General features: G+C 47.0%; 12 protein-coding genes. All 12 read left to right on the top strand.

The genetic code is table 11. The annotated features are described in order from the left end of the window. Nucleotides 1-36 precede the first annotated feature (36 nt). The 12 genes from rplK (at nt 37) to H5647_RS19815 (ending at nt 17,477) form a co-directional block, all read left to right on the top strand. Nucleotides 37-468 (top strand): 50S ribosomal protein L11, encoded by a 432-nt coding sequence (rplK, locus tag H5647_RS19870; protein ID WP_045860755.1) that lies wholly within the window; start codon nt 37-39, stop codon nt 466-468. A gap of 1 nt (nt 469) precedes the next feature. Beyond that, on the top strand, nt 470-1,159 hold the full coding sequence (gene rplA / locus H5647_RS19865; RefSeq protein WP_052692229.1) for a 50S ribosomal protein L1: 690 nt from the start codon (nt 470-472) through the stop codon (nt 1,157-1,159). A 242-nt stretch (nt 1,160-1,401) separates the two neighbouring features. Continuing rightward, nucleotides 1,402-1,896: a 50S ribosomal protein L10 gene (rplJ, locus tag H5647_RS19860; protein ID WP_045860753.1), complete on the top strand. Its 495-nt coding sequence runs from the start codon at nt 1,402-1,404 to the stop codon at nt 1,894-1,896. A 66-nt stretch (nt 1,897-1,962) separates the two neighbouring features. Beyond that, a complete protein-coding gene (gene rplL, locus H5647_RS19855) occupies nt 1,963-2,334 on the top strand; it encodes a 50S ribosomal protein L7/L12 (RefSeq protein ID WP_045860752.1) in 372 nt (123 codons plus the stop codon). Between the two features lie 235 nt (nt 2,335-2,569). Beyond that, nucleotides 2,570-6,655: a DNA-directed RNA polymerase subunit beta gene (rpoB, locus tag H5647_RS19850; protein ID WP_045860751.1), complete on the top strand. Its 4,086-nt coding sequence runs from the start codon at nt 2,570-2,572 to the stop codon at nt 6,653-6,655. 81 nt (nt 6,656-6,736) lie between these two features. Continuing rightward, on the top strand, nt 6,737-10,960 hold the full coding sequence (gene rpoC / locus H5647_RS19845; protein WP_045860750.1) for a DNA-directed RNA polymerase subunit beta': 4,224 nt from the start codon (nt 6,737-6,739) through the stop codon (nt 10,958-10,960). A 179-nt stretch (nt 10,961-11,139) separates the two neighbouring features. After that, nucleotides 11,140-11,511, top strand: a complete 372-nt coding sequence (gene rpsL / locus H5647_RS19840; protein WP_045860749.1) for a 30S ribosomal protein S12 — start codon at nt 11,140-11,142, stop codon at nt 11,509-11,511. A 121-nt stretch (nt 11,512-11,632) separates the two neighbouring features. Then, entirely contained in the window at nt 11,633-12,103 is a 471-nt protein-coding gene (rpsG, locus tag H5647_RS19835; protein WP_045860748.1) for a 30S ribosomal protein S7, read from the top strand. A gap of 170 nt (nt 12,104-12,273) precedes the next feature. Continuing rightward, a complete protein-coding gene (gene fusA, locus H5647_RS19830; protein ID WP_045860747.1) occupies nt 12,274-14,373 on the top strand; it encodes an elongation factor G in 2,100 nt (699 codons plus the stop codon). A 58-nt stretch (nt 14,374-14,431) separates the two neighbouring features. Next, a complete protein-coding gene (tuf, locus tag H5647_RS19825) occupies nt 14,432-15,655 on the top strand; it encodes an elongation factor Tu (protein WP_045860746.1) in 1,224 nt (407 codons plus the stop codon). 421 nt (nt 15,656-16,076) lie between these two features. Then, a complete protein-coding gene (locus tag H5647_RS19820) occupies nt 16,077-16,961 on the top strand; it encodes a TRAP transporter substrate-binding protein (RefSeq protein WP_408034009.1) in 885 nt (294 codons plus the stop codon). A gap of 12 nt (nt 16,962-16,973) precedes the next feature. Then, nucleotides 16,974-17,477, top strand: a complete 504-nt coding sequence (locus H5647_RS19815; RefSeq protein WP_045861575.1) for a TRAP transporter small permease — start codon at nt 16,974-16,976, stop codon at nt 17,475-17,477. Nucleotides 17,478-17,481: the final 4 nt, after the last annotated feature.

Here is a 17,481-nt window from a genome sequence, read left to right as displayed (position 1 = left end):
TTGAGGCGTTAACACCCAATATTAGGAGAACTAATCATGGCAAAGAAAATTGAAGCTTATATTAAGCTACAGGTAAAAGCTGGTCAGGCGAACCCGAGTCCCCCTGTTGGTCCTGCGTTGGGTCAGCACGGTGTAAATATCATGGAGTTCTGTAAGGCGTTTAACGCTCAGACCCAGGGTTCTGAACCTGGCGCGCCAGTGCCTGTTGTTATTTCTGTTTATAGTGATCGCAGCTTTACTTTTACCATGAAGACTCCTCCAGCATCCTACATGCTGAAGAAGGCTGCGGGTATTAAGAGTGGTAGTGGTCGCCCTAATACTGAAAAAGTTGGCAAGGTTACACGTGCACAGCTTGAAGAAATTGCTACAGCTAAGGCGCCGGATTTAACCGCTGCCGATATGGATGCAGCAGTGCGTACTATTGCCGGCTCTGCTCGTGCAATGGGTCTAGATGTGGAGGGAGTGTAATATGCCTACTAAAAAACAAAAGTTAATTAGTGAAAAAGTTGATACGACCAAAATTTACGGTTTTGACGAAGCTGTTGCCTTGATGAAAGAGTTCGGTACAGCAAAGTTTTCCGAAACAGTTGATGTTGCCATTAATCTTGGTATCGATCCTCGTAAATCGGACCAGTCTGTTCGTGGCGCAACTAGCTTGCCTCATGGTACCGGTAAAGATGTGCGTGTTGCGGTATTTACGCAGGGCGCTTCTGCAGAGGCGGCTAAAGAGGCTGGTGCAGAGTTTGTGGGTATGGAAGACCTTGCCGAGCAGATTAAAGGCGGCATGATGGATTTTGATGTGGTTGTTGCTGACCCCGCGGCTATGCGCGTTGTAGGCATGCTGGGTCAGGTGTTGGGCCCTCGTGGTCTTATGCCTAACCCTAAAACCGGTACTGTAACCCCAGACGTTGCTGGCGCTGTTAAAAAGGCCAAGGCTGGTCAGGTTCGTTATCGTGCAGATAAAGGCGGAATCATCCACGGTGGTATCGGTAAGATTTCTTTCGAGCTTAGCGCAGTTAAAGAAAACCTTGAAACCCTTATCGCAGATTTGAAAAAAGCTAAGCCAGCAGCGGCTAAAGGTGTATATCTGAAGAAGATATCCTTGAGCACTACGATGGGACCTAGCTTTACTATTGATCAGTCTAGTTTGGAAATATAGCTCCACAGATTGATAACCCGAACTTTGGGGTCTGAGCTTCTCATTTTTGTTGGGGGCTCAGTCCGTCAAAGACCGTAGGCAAGTGGCAACACTTTTAATTGCATCGAAAGATTAAGCCTACGCAGATGGTGGCCCAATTCAGTATTTGCTGGATTTGATACACCGAAAGGCGCGTCTCTAGTGTTTTTCTAGAGTCGCTTTTTTAACGATTAGCATTGCTAATCTAATCCAGGAGTAAAATCGTGGCATTAGGACTTGAAGGTAAAAAGGCGATAGTCGCTGAGGTCCATGAAGCTGCTAAAAACGCTCTGTCAGCTGTTGTTGCCGACTCTCGCGGTGTGACCGTAGGTGGTATGACAGCGCTGCGCAAAGAAGCCCGTGAAAACGGTGTGTGGATACGTGTTGTGCGTAACACACTGGCTCGCCGTGCAGTAGAAGGTACTGACTTCACATGTTTGAATGATGTGTTTGTAGGCCCTACTTTGATCGCTTTCTCTAACGAACATCCAGGTGCCGGTGCGCGCATCTTGCGTGATTTCGCTAAGACAAACGACAAAATGGAGCTGAAGTCAGCCGCTTTTGAAGGCGATTTGGTAGATATCAGTTTGTTGGCAAGCTTGCCTACATTCGACGAAGGTATCGCCAAACTGATGAGTGTTATGAAAGAAGCAGCAGCGGGCAAGTTGGTTCGCACTATTGCGGCCGTTCGCGACCAAAAAGAACAGGAAGCAGCATAACCTTTTAGGTTGTTTGCTTAACCAATTAAGGGCGAAAGCTCATACAATTAATTTAGGAATTGAGTCATGTCTCTGACTAAAGAAGATATCATCAATGCAATCGCTGACATGTCAGTAACCGACGTTGTCGAACTGATTACAGCAATGGAAGAAAAGTTCGGCGTATCTGCTGCAGCGGCTGTTGCTGTTGCTGGCGGCGGCGATGCTGGCGGCGCTGTTGAAGAGCAGACCGAGTTCGACGTAGTGTTAACAGCTGTTGGTGACAAGAAAGTAAACGTTATTAAAGCTGTACGTGCCCTCACCGGCTTAGGCTTGAAAGAAGCTAAAGGTATGGTTGACGGTGCACCTAGTACAGTTAAAGAAGGCGCTTCTAAAGAAGACGCTGAAGCAGCTAAGAAGGATCTCGAAGAAGCTGGCGCTTCTGTTGAGCTTAAGTAAGCAAGTGCTTAAAGACTCTCTCTTAGTTGAGGAGGGTCTGCGAAAACAAGGTCAGTGGGCGAATTGCCCTCTGGCCTTTTCCCGTTTGCGATCTACGTAAGATCGAAGTGTGTTGTCTGGGGTGTTGGTCTTAATTTGCCCGCACACGCGCATTCTGTAAAACACGGTTAATAAAAGGTTCACCCGACCTTAAAGTCTTTTGAAATGAGCTCCGTGCTAAAGCTGAGGAACACTAATGGCTTACTCGTATACTGAGAAAAAACGTATCCGCAAGGATTTTGGCAAGCTGCCAGACGTCATGGATGTACCCTATCTCCTGGCAATCCAGTTAGATTCCTATCGAAAATTTACTCAAGCTGACAAGCTTGATGACGCCAAGCTTGATATCGGCCTGCAAGCCGCTTTTAAGTCGGTGTTCCCCATTGCAAGTTATTCTGGCAATGCCGCATTGGAATATGTGAGTTATGTGCTGGGTAAACCAGTATTTGACGTTAGCGAATGTGTGCTTCGAGGCGCTACATACGCAGTACCTTTACGCGTAAAGGTACGCTTGATTATTTATGATCGTGAGTCCTCTAGTAAAGCGATTAAAGATATCAAAGAGCAAGAAGTGTATATGGGTGAAATCCCATTAATGACCGACAATGGTACCTTCGTAATTAATGGTACCGAGCGGGTTATTGTATCTCAGTTGCACCGTTCACCGGGTGTCTTCTTTGAGCACGACAAAGGTAAGACTCACTCATCCGGTAAGCTGTTGTATTCCGCGCGTATTATTCCTTATCGTGGTTCTTGGCTCGATTTCGAGTTTGACCCGAAAGATTTGGTTTACGTTCGAATCGATCGCCGCCGTAAATTGCCTGCGACTATATTACTTCGCGCGCTTGGTTACAGCGCTGAAGAAATGTTGGGCATGTTTTTTGAAACCTCCAAATTTAAGCTTGCTGATGAAGGCAGGGTTAAGCTCGAGCTGGTTCCTGCTCGTCTTCGTGGTGACGTCACTACATACGAGATAAAGGATTCGAGTGGGAACATTATTGTTGAGGAAGGTCGTCGTATCACCGCCCGACATATTCGTGTGCTGGAGAAAGCCGGTGTTACTGAGCTTGATCTTCCCACCGAATACCTATTAGGTCGTTCATTAGCTAAAAATATTATTGATACCGGCACCGGTGAAGTGTTACTCGAATGTAACACTGAGATTACCGAAGAAGTATTGGAAGGCTTGGTTAAGGCCGGTGTTGCTGATATTGAAACCCTCTACACGAATGAATTGGATTGTGGGCCGTTTGTTTCTGATACGTTGCGCGCAGATCCAACGCGTACCGAGCTTGAAGCTCTGGTCGAAATCTATCGTATGATGCGTCCAGGAGAACCACCAACCAAAGAGTCTGCTGAGGCTTTGTTCCAAAACTTATTCTTTAGTTCGGAGCGTTACGATTTGTCGGCCGTTGGCCGGATGAAGTTTAATCGACGCCTTGGTCATGATTCTGAAACAGGTGAAGGCACCTTGTCACGCGAAGATATCGTCGATGTGCTAAAAACATTGATCAATATTCGCAACGGTCAAGGCGTAGTCGATGATATCGACCACTTAGGTAATCGTCGAGTACGGTCTGTTGGTGAGATGGCAGAAAACCAATTCCGAGTCGGTTTGGTGCGAGTTGAGCGTGCAGTTAAAGAGCGCTTATCGATGGCAGAAAGCGAAGGTTTAATGCCGCAAGATTTGATCAACGCGAAACCTGTTGCTGCAGCTGTAAAAGAGTTTTTTGGTTCGAGTCAGCTTTCTCAGTTTATGGATCAGAATAACCCTCTTTCTGAAGTGACCCACAAACGCCGTGTTTCTGCGCTGGGCCCCGGTGGTCTTACGCGTGAGCGTGCGGGGTTTGAGGTTCGAGATGTTCACCCTACTCACTACGGTCGTGTTTGTCCTATTGAAACGCCAGAAGGGCCAAATATTGGCTTAATCAATTCGTTGGCTACCTATGCGCGAACGAACAGTTATGGCTTTTTGGAAAGTCCACACCGCAAAGTAATTGATGGAAAGCTGACAGATGAAATTGAGTACCTGTCTGCTATTAATGAAGCCCAGTACATTATTGCGCAGGCATCTGCTGCAAGAAACGATAAAGGCGAGTTAACTGAAGATCTGGTGTCCGTTCGATATCAAAATGAATTTACCTTAAAGGCCGCTTCTGACGTTCAGTATATGGATGTATCACCGCGTCAGGTAGTCTCTGTGGCAGCATCGCTTATTCCATTCCTCGAGCACGATGATGCTAACCGAGCGTTGATGGGATCGAACATGCAGCGTCAGGCCGTTCCGACATTGAAGGCAGATAAGCCTGTTGTTGGTACTGGTATGGAATTGAATGTTGCGCGAGATTCCGGAGTCTGTGTTGTGGCGCGGCGTGGTGGTAGTATCGAAAGTGTTGATGCTGCACGTATCGTAGTGCGAGCTTCAGACGAAGAGACTGAGGCGGGTGACGCAGGTGTTGATATTTATAACCTCACCAAATATACGCGCTCCAACCAAAATACGTGTATCAATCAGCGCCCTATCGTACGGCCTGGTGATGCCATAGCGCGAGGGGATATTCTAGCCGACGGACCTTCCGTAGACTTGGGTGAGTTGGCCTTGGGTCAGAATATGCGTATCGCGTTTATGGCGTGGAACGGTTACAACTTTGAGGATTCCATCTTGGTTTCTGAGCGAGTTGTACAAGAAGATCGTTTTACGACAATTCATATCCAGGAACTCACTTGTATTGCCCGTGACACAAAGTTAGGCAGTGAAGAGATTACAGCGGATATTCCTAACGTAGGCGAAGGCGCTCTTTCGAAGCTGGATGAGTCTGGCATTGTGTATGTTGGTGCTGAAGTTGGTGCTGGCGACATTCTTGTTGGTAAGGTTACGCCTAAAGGTGAAACGCAATTAACGCCAGAAGAAAAGCTGCTGCGTGCCATCTTTGGTGAAAAAGCCTCTGACGTTAAAGATACATCATTACGTGTGCCGTCAAGCGTCAAGGGTACCGTTATTGATGTGCAGGTATTTACGCGTGACGGTCTTGAGAAAGATCAGCGCTCACGTGAAATCGAAAAATCTCAGCTTGATCAGGTTCGCAAAGACTTGAATGAAGAGTACCGCATTGTTGAAGGCGCTACTTTCGCTCGCTTGCGTTCTGCGTTAGTTGGTCAGGTAGCGTCAGGCGGTCAGGTCGTTAAAAGAGGCGAGCCTGTAACCGACGAAGTGCTTGATGGTTTGGCTCGCGAAGAGTGGTTTAAGATTCGCATGGACGACGATGCGCTGAGCGATCAGATCGATGCTGCCGAACAGCAATTGATAGAGCGTCGTAAAGAGCTTGACGAGCGCTTCGAAGACAAAAAAGGCAAGCTAGAAACTGGCGATGACCTTGCACCGGGTGTTTTGAAAATCGTTAAAGTTTACTTGGCGATTAAGCGACGTATTCAGCCGGGCGATAAAATGGCAGGACGTCACGGTAACAAGGGTGTTATCTCGGTCATCATGCCGGTCGAAGACATGCCTTATGACGAAAACGGCGAGCCAATAGATGTTGTTCTTAATCCTCTTGGTGTTCCGTCTCGAATGAACGTTGGTCAGATTCTAGAGACTCACCTTGGTCTCGCGTCTAAAGGTTTGGGTCGCAAGATTGATGTTATGTTGCAAGAGCAGCGTGCGATAGCTGATCTTCGTGAGCTCCTGGGTCGTATCTACAATGATATTGGTCAGTCATACAGGCACGAAACCTTAGATGAATTTAGTGATAAAGAGATTCTTGAGTTAGCGGATAATCTGCGTGGTGGCGTGCCTATGGCAACGCGTGCATTTGATGGTGCTGCTGAATCCGAAATCAAAGAGCTGTTGAAGCTTGCTGATCTTCCTGAATCTGGGCAAATGACATTGTTTGACGGTCGATCTGGTGATGCCTTTATGCGCCCGGTTACTGTCGGCTATATGTATATGTTGAAACTGAATCACTTGGTTGATGACAAGATGCATGCACGTTCAACCGGGTCTTATAGCTTGGTTACTCAGCAGCCGCTGGGTGGTAAAGCTCAATTCGGTGGTCAGAGATTTGGTGAGATGGAGGTCTGGGCGTTAGAAGCCTATGGTGCCGCCTATACCCTGCAAGAGATGCTTACGGTTAAATCAGATGATGTAAACGGTCGTACGAAGATGTATAAAAACATCGTTGACGGTGATCATCGAATGGAACCCGGAATGCCAGAATCCTTTAACGTGTTGGTTAAAGAAATTCGCTCTTTGGGTATTAATATCGAGCTTGAGCAAGATTCGTAAATTTCACAAATCAAACGGTGGTGGGTGTTGGTCTGTAACTAGATCCACCCACTGTGCATAGCACCCACTGGAGGAGCAGCTTTGAAAGACTTATTAAATTTGTTGAAAAATCAGGGGCAAAATGACGAGTTCGATGGTATTCGCATCGGTCTTGCATCTCCTGAAATGATACGTTCTTGGTCGTTTGGTGAAGTGAAAAAGCCTGAGACCATTAACTATCGAACCTTTAAGCCTGAGCGCGAAGGTTTATTTTGTGCCAAAGTTTTTGGCCCCGTAAAAGATTACGAATGCTTGTGTGGTAAATACAAGCGCATGAAGCACCGTGGCATTATCTGTGAGAAATGTGGCGTTGAAGTGACATTGGCGAAGGTTCGTCGTGAGCGCATGGCTCACATCGAGCTGGCTTGCCCAACCGCACATATTTGGTTTTTGAAATCCTTGCCAAGCCGAATTGGTTTGTTGCTGGATATGACCTTGCGCAGTATTGAGCGAGTGCTTTATTTTGAATCTTTCGTCGTAACTGACGCCGGTATGACCACGCTTGAGCGTGGCCAATTGCTTACCGATGAGCAGTATTTTGAAGCGATGGAAGAATTTGGTGATGAATTCGATGCCAAGATGGGCGCAGAAGCTATCCAGCAGTTGGTTAAGGATATTGATCTTGAGCGTGACGCACAGGATATTCGAGAAGAAATTCCGAACACCAATTCTGAAACTAAAATCAAAAAACTTTCTAAGCGATTAAAGTTACTTGAGGCATTCCTTCATTCAGGCAACAAGCCAGAGTGGATGATTCTCGAAGCATTACCGGTTCTGCCGCCCGATTTGCGACCTTTAGTGCCGTTGGATGGCGGTCGTTTTGCAACGTCCGATCTAAATGATTTGTATCGTCGAGTGATCAACCGCAACAATCGTTTGAAGCGTTTGTTGGATTTGAACGCGCCGGACATTATCGTGCGTAACGAAAAGCGTATGCTACAAGAAGCGGTTGATGCTTTGCTAGATAACGGTCGTCGAGGTCGCGCCATTACAGGTTCGAATAAGCGTCCGTTGAAATCTTTGGCCGATATGATCAAGGGTAAGCAAGGTCGCTTCCGCCAAAACTTACTCGGTAAACGTGTCGATTACTCCGGTCGTTCTGTGATCGTGACAGGTCCTACGCTACGGCTGCACCAGTGCGGTCTACCAAAGAAAATGGCACTGGAACTCTTTAAACCGTTTATTTTCAGTAAGCTAGAATTGCGTGGTCTCGCCACGACGATTAAAGCCGCAAAGAAAATGGTTGAGCGAGAAGAACCAGTGGTTTGGGATATTCTCGACGACGTTATTCGTGAGCATCCTGTGCTGCTCAACCGAGCGCCGACTCTTCACCGTTTGGGTATTCAGGCATTCGAGCCCGTACTTATTGAAGGTAAAGCTATTCAGTTGCACCCGTTAGTCTGTGCAGCGTATAACGCCGACTTCGATGGCGATCAGATGGCTGTTCACGTTCCTCTAACCATTGAGGCTCAGTTAGAAGCGCGTGCGTTGATGATGTCGACGAACAATATCCTTTCGCCGGCATCGGGCGAACCTATTATCGTTCCTTCGCAGGATGTTGTATTGGGTTTGTATTGGATGACTCGAGAGCGAGTGAATGACACCGGCGAAGGCATGATCTTTTCCGATACGAAGGAAGTGTCTCGTGCTTTCCACGCTAAGAAACTCGGGCTGCAGGCGCGCATAAAAGTTCGTATTCGTCAGGTTCATATTCGTGAAGATGGTGAAAAGGTAGAGCGTATTGATCTGCTGGAGACCACAACAGGTCGTGTTTTGCTGTGGGAAATTGTTCCCGACGGCATTCCGTTTGATATGGTTAGCAAGCCAATGGTGAAAAAGGCCATTTCGGCCGTCATCAACTTTTGTTACCGCATTGTAGGCCTTAAATCGACAGTGATTTTTGCTGATCAGCTTATGTATATGGGCTACGAGTTCAGTACGAAATCAGGGTCATCTATTGGCGTAAACGATTTCGAGATCCCAGCCGCGAAAGCTGGCATCGTGGATGCAGCGGAAGCTGAAGTTAAGGAAATTGAAACCCAGTTTGCATCGGGCTTAGTAACGCAAGGCGAGAAATACAACAAGGTGATCGATATCTGGTCCCGTGCCAATGACTTGGTTGCCAAGTCTATGATGGAGGGTATTTCTACCGAGGCAGTTATTAACCGTGATGGAGTAGAAGAAAGGCAACCGTCTTATAACTCTGTGTTTATGTATGCAGATTCTGGCGCGCGTGGTTCGCCCGCTCAGATTCGACAGTTGGCCGGTATGCGAGGTTTGATGGCGCGTCCAGATGGTTCAATCATCGAAACGCCTATTGTTGCTAACTTCCGTGAAGGCTTGAATGTACTTCAGTACTTCATCTCGACACACGGTGCTCGTAAAGGTCTAGCGGATACGGCACTCAAAACGGCTAACTCCGGTTATTTGACTCGTCGTTTAGTCGATGTTGCTCAAGATGTTGTGATCACTTCGGTAGACTGTGGTACCGATGAAGGTTTGATTATGACCCCCGTTATTGAGGGTGGTGACATTATCGAATCTTTGGGTGACCGTTTGCTTGGTCGGGTTATCGCACGCGATGTGATTCGTTCCGGTAGCGACGAAATACTTATTCCCGCTGGCACTATAATGGATGAAAAGTGGGTTGAGCGAGTAGAGGGTATGGGTATTGATGAGGTTGTTGCACGATCTCCTATCGCCTGTGTTTCTCGTTATGGTATCTGTGCTCAGTGCTACGGGCGCGATCTTGCGCGTGGTCATCGAGCGAATATTGGTGAAGCTGTTGGTGTTATCGCCGCTCAGTCTATTGGTGAGCCGGGTACACAGTTAACCATGCGTACGTTCCACATTGGTGGTGCTGCGAGCCGAGCATCTGCTGCCGATAGCATTCAGATCAAGCAAGAAGGTACGGTTCGCTTGAACAACATTAAAGTTGTGATGCATGAATCGGGCAACCTAGTTGCTGTGAGTCGGTCTGGCGAGCTAGCGGTTGCTGACCCAGCTGGTCGTGAGCGTGAACGTTATAAAGTTCCTTATGGTGCAGTGATAACCGTTAAAGATTCTGAGTCTGTTGAAGGCGGTGCAATCGTTGCTAAATGGGATCCGCATACACACCCCATTATTACTGAAGTTGCCGGTATCGTTAGAATGGTCGGTATGGAGGAAGGGCTTTCTATCCGTAAGCAAACGGATGAGTTAACAGGGCTTTCAAGTATCGAAATTCTTGACCCTAGTGAGCGTCCTGCGGCAGGAAAGGACTTGAAGCCGGGCGTTACCTTGCTCGATGCTAAAGGTAACGAGCTCACGCTGGCGAACTCAAATCAGCCGGCTCATTATATGTTGCCGGGTAAGGCGATACTTAATCTTGCTGACGGCGATCAAATCGGTGTGGGTACCGTTATTGCGCGTATTCCGCAGGAAGGGTCAAAAACTCGAGATATTACGGGTGGTCTACCGCGTGTTGCCGACTTGTTCGAAGCGCGTAAACCAAAAGAGCCTTCAATTCTTGCTGAGATTTCCGGTACCGTATCGTTTGGTAAGGAAACTAAAGGTAAGCGACGATTAGTTATCACGCCAGCAAATGGTGAGCTACTAGCGGATGGTTCTACACATTACGAAGTGTTGATTCCTAAACATCGTCAATTGACAGTGTTTGAGGGTGAAACAGTTGCGAAGGGCGAAGTCGTTTCCGACGGGCCAAGCAATCCCCATGACATTTTGCGCCTTAAAGGTGTTGAGTCTCTTGCTCGATACATCATTAACGAGATTCAGGATGTTTACCGATTGCAGGGTGTGAAAATTAACGATAAACACATTGAGACAATTGTTCGTCAAATGCTTCGTAAGGCCGAAATTACGTCTATGGGTGATTCAGCCTTCGTGAAAGGTGAGCAGGTTGAGTACAATAATGCGCTTGAAGCCAATGAAAAGCTTCGTGCTGAGTCTCGCCAGCCCGCGCAGTACGAGCGGCAGCTGTTAGGTATCACCAAAGCGTCTTTGGCTACTGAGTCCTTTATCTCTGCTGCATCGTTCCAAGAGACTACTCGAGTGCTAACGGAAGCTGCGGTTACCGGCAAAATCGATCACTTGCGAGGTTTGAAAGAGAACGTCGTAGTTGGTCGTTTGATACCGGCTGGTACGGGCTTGACTTACCATTCAGAGCGAAAGCGTCGTCGTGAAGAAAAGGCTTCTCCATCAGATAGCGTGAGTGCAGCTGAAGTAGAAGCGGCCTTAACGGAAGCGTTGAAGTCGAGTGCCTCGTAAGAAGAGGCATAAACCCTCTATATAGAGGGTCTAAGATGTTGACGATAGCGGGTGGTGTCATTACAATGCGCCACCCGCTGTTATTGGCGGAGGACAAGTATTGTCCTTTTTAAGTGGAATAGTTTCTGTTTCCGCGATTAAAGCGGCAGGAACCTAATTTATTTTTGGAGTTAAGTTTCATGGCAACGATCAACCAGTTGGTTCGTAAGCCGAGAAAACGCAAAGTTCAGGCTAGTGACGTTCGTGCTTTAGAAGCATGTCCTCAGCGCCGAGGTGTTTGTACTCGTGTTTACACAACAACACCTAAAAAGCCAAACTCAGCACTGCGTAAAGTATGTCGTGTGCGTTTGACTAACGGTTTTGAGGTGTCTTCCTACATCGGTGGTGAAGGTCACAATCTACAAGAGCACAGCGTTGTATTGATTCGAGGCGGTCGAGTAAAAGATTTGCCTGGTGTTCGATATCACACTGTTCGTGGTTCTTTAGATACGTCTGGCGTAGCAGATCGTAAACAAGCACGATCTAAGTACGGTACCAAACGTCCTAAGTAAGGGTTGTTTGATATCCGTAAGCGTTTTACGGAAGAACCAGTAAGGCCGAGCGTTTCTTTTAAAGAATTACTCAAAGCGTCTCGGATTAACCTGAATATTGAGTAAACGGTGAGTTAATAACATGCCTAGAAGAAGAGTTGTCGCCAAGCGCGAAATATTACCAGATCCTAAATTTGGTAACGTGACTTTGGCCAAGTTTATGAACCATGTAATGGTTAGTGGTAAGAAATCAGTTGCTGAACGCATTGTCTATGGTGCATTGGAGCTGGTTCGAGAAAAAGCCAGTAAAGATCCTTTGGAAATTTTTGGTGAAGCATTAGAAAATATTGCCCCTTTGGTGGAAGTTAAATCTCGCCGTGTGGGTGGTGCAACTTATCAGGTGCCAGTTGAAGTGCGTCCTTCGCGACGTGAAGCATTGGCAATGCGTTGGTTGGTAGAGTACTCCCGTAATCGCGGTGAGAAATCTATGCCTCAGCGTTTGGCTGGTGAATTGATAGATGCTGCTGCGAGTAAAGGTGGTGCGGTTAAAAAACGTGAAGACGTTCACCGTATGGCTGAAGCGAACAAGGCGTTCTCGCACTTCCGCTTCTAAAATCTACACAGCTGTTAAAGGCTGCGTGACGATAGTTTTAGATTTGCAGCAGAAGGCAGCCCATAGCTGCCTTTTAGCGTTTTCATAACGTTAAAATTCGACCTTCAAATTACAGTTTTTTATAATTTGTTGTGAGACTAAATACCGGTAGTGGTTGGAGATAGAGCATAGTGGCACGTAAGACACCCATCGTACGTTATCGAAATATCGGTATCTGTGCGCATGTTGATGCGGGTAAAACGACCACTACAGAACGTGTTCTTTTTTATACTGGTTTGTCTCACAAAATTGGTGAAGTCCATGATGGCGCCGCCACGATGGACTGGATGGAGCAAGAGCAAGAGCGGGGTATAACCATTACCTCTGCAGCAACAACTTGTTTTTGGTCTGGAATGCAGCAGCAATTCGATCAGCATCGCATCAATATAATTGATACGCCCGGGCACGTTGATTTCACGATTGAAGTGGAGCGCTCATTGCGGGTGCTTGATGCGGCGGTTGTTGTTTTGTGTGGTTCTTCCGGTGTCCAGCCTCAAACGGAGACCGTTTGGCGGCAAGCTAACAAATACGAAGTTCCCCGTATGGTCTTCGTGAACAAAATGGATCGCGCTGGCGCTAGTTTCGAGATGGTTGTAGACCAATTGAAAGAGCGGCTCGGAGCCAACCCTGTTCCTCTGCAGATGACAATTGGGGCAGAAGATGAATTTAAGGGTGTTGTCGATTTAATAAAGATGAAGGCCATTTTGTGGAACGAAAGTGACATGGGAATGACCTTCGAATACGGCGATATACCAGAAGATATGCTCACGCAGTGTGAAGAAATGCGCGAGACGGTAGTAGAGGCTGCGGCTGAAGCTAATGATGAGCTAATGGATAAGTACCTCGAAGGTGGGGAGCTCACTGACGAAGAAATTAAGGCGGGTATTCGCTCTAGAACACTGGCGAACGATATTGTGCCTGTGCTTGGCGGTTCGGCGTTTAAGAACAAAGGTGTACAAGCAATGCTTGATGCCGTTATTGAATATTTGCCCGCACCGACAGAAGTGAAACCGATCGACGGTACTCTTGAGGATGGAGAAACCGTTGAGCATCGAGAGGCTGACGATAAAGAGCCTTTTGCAGCGCTAGCGTTTAAAATAGCAACCGACCCTTTTGTGGGTACCTTGACGTTTTTTCGCGTTTATTCGGGGCGGCTTGAAAGTGGTACAGGCGTTTATAACTCGGTTAAGCACAAGCGTGAGCGTGTAGGGCGTATGGTGCAAATGCACGCGAATAGTCGAGAAGAGATTAAGGAGGTGCTGGCAGGCGATATCGCCGCGGCAATTGGGCTCAAAGATGTCACCACGGGTGATACGCTTTGCTCGGAAAAGAATAAAATTGTATTGGAGCGTATGGAGTTTCCTGAACCGGTTATATCGGTTGCAGTTGAGCCGCGCTCTCAAGCCGACCAAGAAAAAATGGGCGTAGCGCTTGGGAAATTAGCCCAGGAAGATCCGTCTTTTCGTGTCAAGACAGACGAGGAGACGGGGCAAACCATTATTTCGGGAATGGGCGAGCTTCATTTAGATATTCTTGTTGAGCGTATGCGACGAGAATTTAGTGTAGAGGCAAATATAGGTAAGCCACAGGTGGCCTACCGAGAGCGTATTACTCGCTCGAGTGAAATAGAAGGTAAGTTTGTACGCCAGTCTGGTGGGCGAGGTCAATTTGGCCATGTTTGGCTTAAGTTTGAGCCAGCTGAAGATGCAAACGCAGAAGGTCTTGAATTCGTCAACGAGATCGTTGGTGGTGCTGTTCCAAGAGAATACATTCCGGCGATTGAAAAGGGTATTTCTGAGCAAATGCGCAATGGCGTAGTGGCAGGGTACCCATTATTAGGGCTAAAAGTAACGTTATACGACGGGTCATATCATGATGTTGACTCTAGCGAAATGGCGTTTAAAATTGCAGCCTCAATGGCGACAAAAAAATTGGCACAGGAAGGCGGTGCAGTACTGCTTGAGCCAATGATGAAGGTAGAAGTCGTGACACCTGAAGAAAACATGGGTGACGTTGTGGGAGACCTCAATCGTCGTCGTGGTATGATTCAGGGAATGGATGAAAACCCTTCAGGTAAGGTTGTTAATGCAGAGGTGCCTCTGGCTGAAATGTTCGGCTATGCCACTGATCTGCGTTCTGCAACCCAAGGTCGTGCGACCTTCACCATGGAGTTTGAGCGTTACGCTGAAGCACCAAAAAATATTGCGGAAGAGATCATCGCTAGAAATTAAACGATGAGCAATTTCCTTTTTCTGTTTTCAAAGTTCAAAAATTTAGAGGAATAGAACAGTGGCTAAAGAAAAATTTGAACGTAACAAACCCCATGTAAACGTTGGCACTATTGGTCACGTCGATCATGGTAAAACAACATTAACTGCAGCTCTAACTCGCGTATGCGCAGAAGTATGGGGCGGTGAAGCTGTTGCGTTCGACGGTATCGATAACGCACCAGAAGAACGCGAACGTGGTATTACGATCGCTACTTCACACGTAGAGTACGATTCTCCAGATCGTCACTACGCACACGTAGACTGTCCAGGTCACGCCGATTATGTGAAAAACATGATTACCGGTGCTGCTCAGATGGATGGCGCTATATTGGTATGTGGCGCGACCGATGGTCCTATGCCTCAGACTCGTGAGCACATCTTGTTGTCGCGTCAGGTTGGTGTACCTTACATCGTAGTATTCTTGAACAAAGCTGACCTTCTTGCAGAAGATTGTGGTGGCGTGGGTTCAGACGAATACAACGAAATGTTGGAATTGGTCGAAATGGAATTGCGTGAGTTGTTAGACGCCTACGAATTCCCTGGTGATGATACGCCAATTGTAGCTGGTTCTGCGTTGATGGCGTTGAATGGCGAAGATGACAATGAGCTGGGTACAACCGCCGTTAGAACTTTGGTTGAGTACTTGGATTCATACATCCCTCAGCCAGAGCGTGCTATCGATCAGCCTTTCTTGATGCCTATCGAAGATGTATTCTCAATTTCCGGTCGTGGTACTGTTGTAACGGGTCGTGTTGAGCGTGGTATCGTGAATGTTGGTGAAGAGATCGATATTATCGGTATTAGAGAAACCACTAAAACAACCTGTACTGGTGTTGAAATGTTCCGCAAGTTGCTCGACGAAGGTCGTGCTGGTGAGAACGTTGGTGTTCTTCTTCGTGGTACTAAGCGTGATGATGTTGAGCGTGGTCAAGTTTTGGCTAAGCCTGGCACCATTAACCCACACACTAAGTTCGAAGCGGAAGTTTATGTTCTGTCTAAAGACGAAGGTGGTCGTCATACTCCTTTCTTTAAAGGATACCGTCCTCAGTTTTACTTCCGTACAACAGACGTAACAGGTGCTTGCGAATTGCCTGAAGGCGTTGAGATGGTAATGCCTGGTGATAACATTCAGATGGTAGTGACTTTAATCGCTCCTATCGCGATGGAAGACGGTTTACGTTTCGCTATTCGCGAAGGCGGTCGTACCGTTGGCGCTGGCGTTGTTGCAAAAATTATTGAGTAATTAACAATAGTTTGAAAAAAAGGCTGCATTGTGCGGCCTTTTTTTGTACTCTACGAAATGTAAAATACATGTATACAATGAGTATGCGGTCATACGCTCTTGTTTTGGTGCAAGGGTTTATTCCGAATCTATCGGTTTCTGGTTTCTGGTTTCTGGTTTCTGGTTTCTGGTTTCTGGTTTCTGGTTTCTGGTTTCTGGTTTCTGGTTTCTGGTTTAGCCTTTCGTATTGGGTTTGCCCAACTCTTTCTGCGAGCCTAGCGGCCCACAGTTTTTTATCTGCTAGAATGCTAAGCCTTCATTAAATAAAAAATACACAATAAAAATGAATTGTCCTCGATATAGATTTAAGGTTGTTTTCGCCGCAGTGTTTTCATGCTTAATTGTCGGTTGTTCTGGGGAGTCCAGTACCCGAGTGATAAAAATGGCGCACTCTTTAGATATTAATCATCCGGTTCATCAGGCAATGGTGTTTATGGCGAATAGGCTGGGTGAGGTCTCTGATGATGCAATGCGGCTTGATATCTACCCTGGAGGGCAGCTAGGTTCGGAGCGGGAATCCATTGAGCTGCTTCAAATTGGTAGTCTAGCGATGACTAAGGTTTCGTCCAGCCCGCTAGAAGGGTTTGTTCCAGAAATGAAGGTATTCAGCATGCCTTATGTTTTCCGAGACCATGAGCACTATTGGGATGTACTCAATAGCGACATCGGTAAAGAATTGCTGTTATCCGGAGAAAAGGTTCGCTTGAGAGGGTTAGGCTACTTTGATGCGGGTAGCAGAAGTTATTATACCGTTGATAAACAGGTGCTCTCACCAGAGGACCTGCAAGGTATGAAGGTCCGTGTACAAAACAGTCAAACATCTGTGCGCATGGTTCGCGCGATGGGCGGCTCGGGAACACCGATTTCATGGGGTGAGCTTTATACCGCTTTACAGCAAGGGGTGGTAGATGGTGCTGAAAATAATCCTCCCAGTTTCTATTCTTCAAAGCATTACGAAGTATCAAAGTTTTACACGTTAAATGAACATACCTCAGTACCCGACATTGTGCTAATCAGTAGCTATGTATGGAATTCGTTATCGGAACAAGAGCAAATATGGTTGCAGTCTGTAATGGATGAGGCCGTTGAATATCAGCGAGCCCTGTGGCTTAAAGCGAGCGATGAGGCGTTAGTCGCCGTTGAGGCGGCGGGCGTAACGGTTGTTCGTCCTAACAAAACACCTTTTATGGATGCTGTTATTGATATGCAGGAATCGTATTCTGGGACGCCAGCTTACGAAATATTAAAACGAATTCGTGAGCTCTAGGGCGGGACTATGTTGAAATCTCTTTTAGTTAAAATAGAAACTCTACTGGGTTATTTTCTAGGGTGTCTAATGTTTGCGATGGTGGTCGACGTCAGTTGGCAAGTGATCACCCGTTTTATCGTAAGCCAGCCCAGCTCGTATACCGAAGAGATTGCGCGCTATTTATTGGTGTGGATAGGCATTTTAGGTGCAGCCTATGCTTTTCGTCGGCATGCGCACCTTGGGCTCGATATTGTGACGCGGTCGCTAAAAGGGCGAAAAGCCATGATCGCGCAAAAAGCAGCGGATTTCATGTGTTTGGTTTTCGCATTGTCCGTCATGGTGATTGGCGGCTTTAACTTGGTGAGCTTAACACTAGAATTGAATCAGCTCTCGGCCGCTCTGCAGGTGCGCGTAGGGTATATTTACAGTGTTATTCCAATTAGTGGAGTATTGATTTCGTTGTTTGCACTTGAGCGGCTCCTGTCGCCATATTCGGCCGTAGCCGAGCACGATCTCGTTACCGACATCAAATAATAAG

Source organism: Teredinibacter purpureus, from assembly GCF_014217335.1.
Classification (GTDB): Bacteria; Pseudomonadota; Gammaproteobacteria; order Pseudomonadales; family Cellvibrionaceae; genus Teredinibacter; species Teredinibacter purpureus.
Note: the sequence above shows the minus strand (reverse complement) of the source record. Positions and strands in the feature narration are given on the sequence as shown.

Excerpts from the sequence above, each read along its gene's own strand:
- rplK (WP_045860755.1), top strand. The coding sequence starts at position 37 with ATGGCAAAGAAAATTGAAGCTTATATTAAGCTACAGGTAAAAGCTGGT.
- rplA (WP_052692229.1), top strand. The coding sequence starts at position 470 with ATGCCTACTAAAAAACAAAAGTTAATTAGTGAAAAAGTTGATACGACC.
- rplL (WP_045860752.1), top strand. The coding sequence starts at position 1,963 with ATGTCTCTGACTAAAGAAGATATCATCAATGCAATCGCTGACATGTCA.
- rpoB (WP_045860751.1), top strand. The coding sequence starts at position 2,570 with ATGGCTTACTCGTATACTGAGAAAAAACGTATCCGCAAGGATTTTGGC.
- rpsL (WP_045860749.1), top strand. The coding sequence starts at position 11,140 with ATGGCAACGATCAACCAGTTGGTTCGTAAGCCGAGAAAACGCAAAGTT.
- rpsG (WP_045860748.1), top strand. The coding sequence starts at position 11,633 with ATGCCTAGAAGAAGAGTTGTCGCCAAGCGCGAAATATTACCAGATCCT.
- H5647_RS19820 (WP_408034009.1), top strand. The coding sequence starts at position 16,077 with ATGGCGCACTCTTTAGATATTAATCATCCGGTTCATCAGGCAATGGTG.